This window comes from Mesorhizobium sp. M2A.F.Ca.ET.037.01.1.1 (assembly GCF_003998075.1).
Classification (GTDB): Bacteria; Pseudomonadota; Alphaproteobacteria; order Rhizobiales; family Rhizobiaceae; genus Mesorhizobium.
In genome coordinates, this window is sequence record NZ_RZSA01000193.1 from 1 (window position 1) to 8283 (window position 8283).

Consider the following 8283-nt stretch of genomic DNA (forward strand, 5'->3'; position numbering starts at 1 on the left):
AGACAGTGGCGGGGGCGTGCTGTCCGACCTGGCGGTGGAATTTCATCGCAGGGCACTGCCGCGGCTTGCCGATAACGGCCTGGCGCGATGCCTGACGATCGAGATCGGCGATGCCGTCGTCGGTGCCTATTACGGATTTCATCACCGCGACAGGGCCTATGCCTATCTCGGCGGTTTCGATCCAGCCTATGCCGAGGAAAGCCCCGGCGCGATTCTGATCGGCCATGCCATCGCGGAAGCCGCCAACGAAGGCGCGCGCGAGTTCGATTTCCTGCGCGGCCGTGAAGGCTACAAATATGGCTGGGGCGCGAACGACCGCTGGACAGCGCAAAAGGTGTGGATGCGGAGCGCGCCGCCGTGACCCCCGCGAGGCAAACCGGTGCGATCGCCAGGCGCCTGATTGAGGATTACATGGCGGACGGCCTTTCGGTCGACAACGCGCTGGCCAAACTGGCCGTCTGTGTCGACAAGACGACCAGCGCGGCGCAACTGGCGGATGTCGCCCTGGACATGCGCCCGAGCCATGTGCCCCGGCGACGCTGGCTGGAAGGCATCGCCACGATGCTGCGTGACAAGGCCGACGCCTTCGACGCCGTCCGCAGGGTCGCTGCCTGCGTGTCGCATGACCGCGTCAACGGCGAAACGGCCGCCATCACCGTCGAGCGGCTGGCCGGCGGATTCGATCGGGCGGCCGCCATATCTCCGGCCGCCAGCGTGCAACTGTCGTCGCTGGGCGACGAGGACAGCCTCTCGGCCACAACCGGCGAGATTGCCTTGTGGCTGGAACGGCAAGGCATGCTCGGCACCCGCAACCGCATATTGGACATCGGCTGCGGCATCGGGCGCCTCGAACATGCGCTTGGCGCCATGGCGGGACGTATCGTCGGCATCGATATCTCGCCCCGGATGATCGCCCTCGCGCGCCGGCGATGCGCCGGCGTCGCCAATGTGGAATTCCGCCTGACCTCGGGCCTGGATCTCGGTGACTTTGCCGATCAAAGCTTCGACGGCGTGCTGGCTCTCGACAGTTTTCCGTACCTGGTGCTCGCCGGTGTCGCCGAGCGGCATTTCGGCGAGATCTCGCGCGTGCTGCGGCCAGAAGGGATGGCGGCAATCCTCAACTATTCGTATCGGGCGTCGCCAGACATCGATTCCCGCGATATCAACCGTCTTGCCCATGCGTTTGGCATGGACGTCTTGGTCGATGGCGAAATGCCTTTCGGCAGTTGGGACGGCACGGTCTTCCTTATCCGCGTTGCCGGCGGAACATAACGCGCGCGCGGCAGTTCGGTCGCCGAACAGTTTCACGCGGGCAGTCCAGGAGAAGAACAATGGCAACCAGCGGTAAGAAGCATATGGGCCGCGGCAGCCAGGGCAAGGGCTCCGGAACCGGAGCGAAGACGACACTCGCAAAGGACATGGTCGGCGAGAACGAGGTTCTGTCCAACCGGGACAAGAAGCAGCATACGGAGCAACGCGGCCTCGACGGCAACCGGATCAAATCCGATCAGTACCAGGATCACGCGGCGAACCGTCTGCCGAAGGAATGAGTGCATGCTCGCGGATCGCCTTTTGCCCCGAAATCCGAAGACTGCGATGCCGAAATCCCACAGCTTGCGTCGAGCGCCTTGCAAAGGCTGGTCGGGTATGCCTCAGTGAGATCTGAAGGGGCCTCTATTGTTAAGAGAATGCGATGTCTCGCCGGAGCCAGCGCGATCTATGCGCCCAGGCAATCCAGAGCCTGGACCAGGAGATCGCGTCCCTGTTGACCGCCATCGAGCGGGAGAAGGTCCCTGACCGGCAGACCAGGCTTGCACTCGAACTGCAGAACGCGCTGATCGAAAAGCGCAAAGGCGATATGACGGCCGAGCGCGGTTGACGACGTCGCGGCGAGGATGCGGCATTCCTCCGAGACCGGGCCGAAGGGCATTGGCAGTGCCTGCGGTCGTCGTGCCAGCAAGATCGGTGGAACATTAACATAAGTGAATCGTTGTAGCCGGTTAGGAGTCATCCCGATGGCGCAGGATGGCAGAACTCCGGAAGTGGACGAACTCATTCGGCGGCTGGTCGCAACGACGGGCATCACCGAAACGCAGGCGCTTGAACTTGTTTCCCTGCTCGGTCTGAATTGGGCCTCGCTGATGAGAGAGGCGAAAGTCCTGAAAGCAACTCAGCGCCGGTAGGCTGCTTTAGCGTCTTGCGCCTTCAGTATCCCAATGGTCGTCCGAAAATTGGCGTCGTCGCTCGATCAGCGCCTGCGGCGAGCTTTCCCCGAGGAACTCCAGAACACCGGCACGGGCACGATTGAGACGGCTTTTGACGGTGCCGACAGCGCAACCGCATATCTCAGCAGTTTCTTCGTAGCTTACGCCCAGCACGCCGATCAGCACCAGCACCTCACGCTGATGGGACGGCAGTTTCTGGATGGCTCGATGCACTTCCTTGCTTTGGACGGACCAATCCTGCGACGGCTCCGAGATCGGCCGGGTGGAGGCGCAGTCAAGCAGCCCGGGCGCCTCCCTGGCCGCTGCCTTGACACGCGTGTAATGCGTGTTGCGCATGATCGTGAAGAGCCAGGACTTCAGCCGCGTGCCCGGCTCGAACTTGTCCAGGTTGGCAAGCCCCTTGGTCAGTGTCTCCTGCACGAGATCGTCGGCGTCGTCGGGCACCCGACAGAACGTCCGCGCAAAAGCCCGCAAGGCAGGAATAAGATCGACGACGGAGACCTCACCGGCGTCAGGGTTGGACAAATTATGCTCTCTGGGTAACAATTTTCCGGGCCCAGCAAACAGGAGTGGATGAGATGCGGACTAGGGAGAATGCCTGAGAAAAAGGAACGTTCCTGTTTTCCGTCGCTCGGCCGAAAACTTTTGGCCAAGGGGCTCCAGGGAGCAGCACCGCAATGGGGCGGTCACTCGACATGCGCGCCACACGGACGGCAATGACATCTTTCGACAGTTGAAAGGCAAAGCTGAGCGCCTTGTCCGCGCCTGTTCCACTGCTGGGTCACGACGAGAACGATAGGCGGTTGAATGTTGCCGAGATTGAGCTTTCCGGGCTCGCGCAGACCAGCCTCGAGATCTGGCCTATCGGCGAATGCGCCTTCAACGCGCCATAAGAACCGCCAGCCCCGGGTCCTCGATCATGGACTTGGTCACGCCGCCGAATATCCGCTCGCGCAGCCGGGAATGACCGTAAGCCCCCATGACCACGAGCTCGGCCCCGGTGTCGGTGGCATGCTGGCGAAGAATGTCGGCGACAGAATGGCCCGAACTCGGCAGGCGATCGACCGCGACCTTCGCGCCATGCCGGGAGAGATAGGCCGCCAGATCCGCTCCCGGCTCCGCTCCATGATGCCGTTCGTCTTCGATCGGATCGATCATGGCGACGCGGACCTCGTCGGCGGATGACAGGATATCGAGCGCCTCCCGCACGGCGCGCGAGGCTTCCAGGCTGGCGTCCCAGGCGACAAGGACGCGTTTCGGTTTCAACGTCGCGCGCGCTCCCTGAGGGACCAGCAGGATAGGCTTCCCGGACGAGAACAGGCTGCCCGCAAGGACCTTATCCTTAAGCAAGCCGCTTGCGAGCATCTCCGGTCCGACGATGGTCAGGTCGGCATAGCGGGCCCGCCGACCGATGATCTCATCCGTCCAGGACTGCTCCGGGTATTCGCTGCCGAGGTCGGCCGATACGGGGCCTTCCGACAGCATCCTGGATACCACCGAACTGCGCTTCTCCAGGGTTTCCATTTCGGCTTCGCGCTCCGCGAGCCAGGCCGGCGAGACCACTGCTGCGTATTCTCCGCCAGACGGAGGCGCCGCAATGACCACGACGAGCAGGGAAAGATGCGCGTCGATTTCCTCGCACAGACCGGCCGCGAGCCTCAGATCATCGTTTCCGTAATCGGGCCCGGTAACCGTGAGCAATGTCTTGAATGGCATGGGGGCCGCTCCTTGTTCGAAAACACGGAATGCAGCCTTAGCGAGTCGGTTGGAATCCTTCCTTGCGCTGAATCAAATGGCCCCCTCGCAAGATTGATCCCGGTCAACGTGCGTGCGCGTCGCATGGTTTAGCCTGACACCGATGGCTGGAGGCAGATCAATGAGATTCCGGACGACGATTGGTCTTTTCGCGCTGACGCTGAGCGCCGCGGCGGCGCAGCAGATGAGCAATGGACAGCAGGAATATCTGAATTCCTGCGCGGTCTGCCACGGCGTGGAAGGCAAGGGCGACGGGCCCTTGGCCGATGAGCTGCGCAAGCGCCCCGCCGATCTGACGACGCTGACGAAGCGCAATGGCGGGGAATTTCCCTACTGGCGGGTCTACGCCACGATCGACGGTCGCGGTCTCGTCCCGGCGCATGGTGAGCGCGACATGCCGGTGTGGGGCAATCAGTTCCTGCCTGACGACGTGAAGAAGTACGGTCCCTATGGCGGGGAGGCCGTAACCACGGAACGCATCCAAAACCTCACAGGTTATGTCCAGACGCTCCAACGCTAGGGAGGCTCATAGAGCTTCACTCGGCAAGGCCGAGGGATGACGCAACCAAGTCAAGGACGCACTTATGATCACCGAGAACCAGGATGTCGTGGTCGAGATGCTGAAGAACCCTGCCAGCCATGGCGAGGTTGGTCCGGTCGAGACGATCGAAACACATATTTCCCGGATCTTCCTCGTCGGGCGGCGCGCATTCAAGATGAAGCGGGCGGTCAAGCTGCCCTATGTCGACTTTTCGACGCCGGCGTTGCGGCTCGCCGCGTGCGAGAGGGAAGTGGAGCTGAACTCCATGACAGCGCCCGGCCTCTATCTCGATGTCCACCGCGTCGCGCGCGCGGGAGACCGGCTTGCCCTAGACGAGCCGGGAGAACTGGTCGACGCCGTCATCGAGATGGTCCGCTTCGACCAGTCCAAGCTCCTGGATCGCATGGCCGCGGCGGGGGAACTGACACCCGCGCTGATGACGGGCGTGGCCCGCATGATCGCGCACTATCACCGCGGCGCCGAAGTGATCCATGCCGGCAGCGGGTCGGCGAATATCGGCGGCGTTCTCGAAATCAATGCGGCCGGCTTTGCGACAAGCCACGTGTTCAACGGAAAGGAAATCGAAACGCTCAACGCAGCGTTTCGCGACGCCCTCGCCCGCCGTGCCGGCCTTCTCGACCGGCGAGAGGCGGCAGGCAAGGTCCGCCGCTGCCATGGCGACCTGCATCTGCGCAACATCTGCGTCTTCGATGGCGAGCCTCGCCTGTTCGATTGCATCGAGTTCAATGATCAGATCGCCACCGTCGATGTCCTCTACGATCTCGCATTCCTGCTGATGGATCTGTGGCATCGCGGTTTTCCGCAATTCGCCAATCTGGTGATGAACCGCTATCTCGACGATGCCGATGACGAGGACGGCTTCGTGCTCCTGCCTTTCCTCATGGCGGTGCGGGCGGCGGTGCGCGCTCACGTGACCGCGACGCAGGTCGAGGAAGGCAGCCAGGACTCCGCAAGGCTGGTTGCCGAAGCGCGGTCCTATTTCCAACTCGCGCAAACCCTGCTGGCCGAAACGCCGCCTCGGCTCGTCGCAATCGGCGGATTGAGCGGCTCGGGCAAGACGACGGTCGCCGAGGCCCTCGCCGCTCAGATCGGCGCGCCGCCCGGCGCCCGGATCGTCGAGAGCGACCGCATCCGCAAGGCCATGCATGGCGTGGCGGCCGAAACGAGGCTGCCGGCCAAGGCCTACCGGCCCGGCGTATCGGAACGCGTCTACCGCCAGATAGCCTGGCTCGCGGAGCTTATTCTTGCCGAAGGCGGCTGCGTCGTCGCCGACGCGGTCTTCGACAGGCCGGAGGATCGCGACAGGATCGAGCGCGCAGCGACCGGGACAAACGTTCCGTTTGCGGGATTTTGGCTGGCGGCAGATCCGTCGGTGCTTTGGCGTCGGGTCAGCGAGCGCAAGGGCAGCCCCTCCGATGCCACGATCGACATCCTTTCGCGGCAATTGCAGCGCGATGCCGGTCCGATGTCCTGGCGCAAGATCGAGGCCAACCGCAAGGTGACCGAAATCACGGCCGAGATGGTGGCCTCGGTCGAGGGCGCCGTTTCATCCGCGGCCGGCTTCAGGAAGACCGGATCATAAAGCCGTCACCCGTTTGGAGCAATTCCGGGAAAAGCGTCCGCGGTCTTCCGTCGGGAATTGCGTCAAAACAAGGAGATAGAGCCTTTCGCCGTGTTCGTGAAACAGTGAAACGCTCTAGCGGACTTCCAGCGTCGCCACCGACAGGCCGGGCTCGCTCGGGTGGTGCGCGATCGAGAAGCCGAACTCCAGGCACATTGTGAGCATCTTGCGATTTTCGTTGAGGATCGTGCCTTCGATGCGGCCGATGCGTTCGGCCTTCGCATAGTCGATGACCTGTTTCAGCAGATCCCATCCCAGGCCATGGCCTTGCAGGTCCGATCGCACGAGCAGCGCATATTCACCGCTCCTGTGATCCGGATCGCAGGAAAGCCGGCCGATTCCCGCCAGCGCTCCCGTGTCCTTTTCAAGAGCGACGAAGGCGATGTCGCGCTCGTAGTCGAGCTGTGTGAGCCGCTTCAGCATCTGGTCCGGGAAGTTCTTCCGCAGCGACAGGAAGCGCAGTCTGAGGTCGTCGGGAGAAATCTTCGCCAGGAACGCGGGATAAAGCGCCACGTCCGCCGGCATGATCGGCCGGATGTGAAAGGTCATGCCGTCCGACTGGAGATCGCGGCTCCATCCCGACGGATAGGGCCTTATGGCAAGCGCCGGGTTCGGCGCCGGCTCATCCACCCGTCGCGGGTCGATCTCGATACGCGCATCGAGCGCAACCACGCCTTCGGCATCGGCCAGCAGCGGGTTGATGTCGAGGGAGACGAGGCAGGGGAAGTCGACGATCATTTGCGACAGGCCGTTCAGCGCGGCGATGATCGCGCCTCGGTTGGCCGGCTTGCGATCGCGATAGCCGGCAAGCAGGCGGCCTATCCTGGTCGCGTCGATCGCGTCTCCGGCCAGCACGTCGTCAAGCGGCGGCAGGGCGATCGCGGTATCGTTCACGACCTCGACCGCCGTGCCGCCGGCGCCGAACAGAATGACCGGGCCGAACATCGGGTCGAGGTTCATGCCCAGTATGAGTTCCTGAGCATGCTTGCGCGCGACCATGGCTTGCACCGTGTAGCCGTCCGCCTTCACCTGCGGCGACCGCGTGCGCAGGCGCGTCTCGATCGACCGGGCGGCCTCCGCGGCCTTCTCCGCGGTCGCGATGTCGAGGACCACGCCGCCGACATCCGACTTGTGCGAGACCACCTTCGACAGCAATTTGACGACCACTGCTTCAGAGCTTTCGAGAAGCTCGCCGGCGGCCTGGGCCACTTCCACGACGGATCCGGCGACGATGGTTCGCGGCACGGGGATTCCGTAGGCTTCTATCGCCGCTTTTGCTTCCGGCTCCGTCAGCATGCGTCGCCCTTCGGCGGCCACCTTCCGTAAGATGGCGTGCGCCGATGCCTTGCCATCGGCCTGATCGCCACCCCGGCTCGGGGGAGTCCGCAGCAGCGCCCGCTGAGCGCGCGACCATTCGCCGAGATAGGACGCCGCGATCGCCGCGTCCTCCGGCGTCTCGAAGCTCGCGATGCCGGCTTCCGTCAGGACGCGCCGGCCTTGGCGCGCGGTATGCTCGCCAAGCCAGCACGCGAGAAGCGGTTTTCCGCCGATCTCGCCGTCGTCGCCAAGCTCGGCGACCTTCCTGGCCGCGTCCGGCGAGGAACCGAGCCCGGTGGGGCAATTCATGACCAGGATAACGTCCGTCCCCGGATCCGCCGCCAGGGCTTCGAGCGCCGCCCCGTAGCGCTCCGGCGCGGCGTCACCGACGATGTCGACCGGGTTCGCATGCGACCAGGTCGGCGGCAGCGCCCGGTCGAGCCGCTCGATCGTCGAGGGCGCAAGTTCGGCCAGCTCGCCTCCACGATCGACGATCTTGTCGACGGCAAGCACGCCGGCCCCGCCGCCATTGGTGACGATGCCGACCCGCGCCCGCTCGAGGGGAGCGTGACGGGCGACAGTCTCGGCGGCATCGAGCAGCTCGGCGAGATCATCGACACGCAGCACGCCTGCCCTGCGCAAGGCGGCGTCGACCACCCTGTCGGCGCCCGAAAGCGCTCCGGTATGCGTCGCGGCCGCCCTGGCCGCCTGCTCGTGCCGCCCGGGCTTGATCGCGATAACCGGCTTGAGGCGCGCCGCCGCCCGCGCGGCCGACATGAACTTGCGCGGATTGGGTATGGTTT

Annotated in this window: 9 protein-coding genes; 6 read left to right on the plus strand and 3 right to left on the minus strand. The window is 64.1% G+C overall.

Annotated elements, in window-relative coordinates; all coding sequences use genetic code 11:
- The 4 genes from EOA27_RS12190 to EOA27_RS40625 form a co-directional block, all read left to right on the plus strand.
- Positions 1-361, plus strand: a 361-nt coding sequence (locus tag EOA27_RS12190) for a GNAT family N-acetyltransferase (RefSeq protein WP_145970325.1), incomplete at its 5' end; no start/stop codon positions are given.
- Positions 358-1272, plus strand: a complete 915-nt coding sequence (locus EOA27_RS12195) for a class I SAM-dependent methyltransferase (RefSeq protein WP_245467251.1) — start codon at positions 358-360, stop codon at positions 1270-1272. The genes EOA27_RS12190 and EOA27_RS12195, both read left to right, overlap by 4 nt.
- A gap of 59 nt (positions 1273-1331) precedes the next feature.
- The gene (locus tag EOA27_RS12200; RefSeq protein ID WP_126079208.1) at positions 1332-1550 is read left to right on the plus strand and encodes a hypothetical protein; all 219 of its coding nucleotides are present in this window, start codon (positions 1332-1334) and stop codon (positions 1548-1550) included.
- Between the two features lie 465 nt (positions 1551-2015).
- The gene (locus tag EOA27_RS40625) at positions 2016-2183 is read left to right on the plus strand and encodes a hypothetical protein (RefSeq protein WP_189343250.1); all 168 of its coding nucleotides are present in this window, start codon (positions 2016-2018) and stop codon (positions 2181-2183) included.
- Positions 2184-2189: 6 nt separating this feature from the next.
- Here the strand turns inward: EOA27_RS40625 and EOA27_RS12210 are convergent, their stop codons facing one another.
- On the minus strand, positions 2190-2750 hold the full coding sequence (locus tag EOA27_RS12210) for a sigma-70 family RNA polymerase sigma factor (protein WP_126079210.1): 561 nt from the start codon (positions 2748-2750) through the stop codon (positions 2190-2192).
- Between the two features lie 354 nt (positions 2751-3104).
- A complete protein-coding gene (locus EOA27_RS12215; protein WP_348633066.1) occupies positions 3105-3788 on the minus strand; it encodes a universal stress protein in 684 nt (227 codons plus the stop codon).
- Positions 3789-4101: 313 nt separating this feature from the next.
- On the opposite strand from EOA27_RS12215, the gene EOA27_RS12220 reads away from it, so the two are divergent.
- Positions 4102-4500: a cytochrome c gene (locus EOA27_RS12220; protein WP_126079212.1), complete on the plus strand. Its 399-nt coding sequence runs from the start codon at positions 4102-4104 to the stop codon at positions 4498-4500.
- Positions 4501-4564: 64 nt separating this feature from the next.
- Positions 4565-6124, plus strand: coding sequence for a bifunctional aminoglycoside phosphotransferase/ATP-binding protein (locus tag EOA27_RS12225; protein WP_126079213.1), 1560 nt, complete (start codon positions 4565-4567; stop codon positions 6122-6124).
- A gap of 114 nt (positions 6125-6238) precedes the next feature.
- On the opposite strand, the gene EOA27_RS12230 is transcribed toward EOA27_RS12225, so the two are convergent.
- Positions 6239-8283, minus strand: a 2045-nt coding sequence (locus EOA27_RS12230; protein WP_145970326.1) for a bifunctional acetate--CoA ligase family protein/GNAT family N-acetyltransferase, incomplete at its 5' end; no start/stop codon positions are given.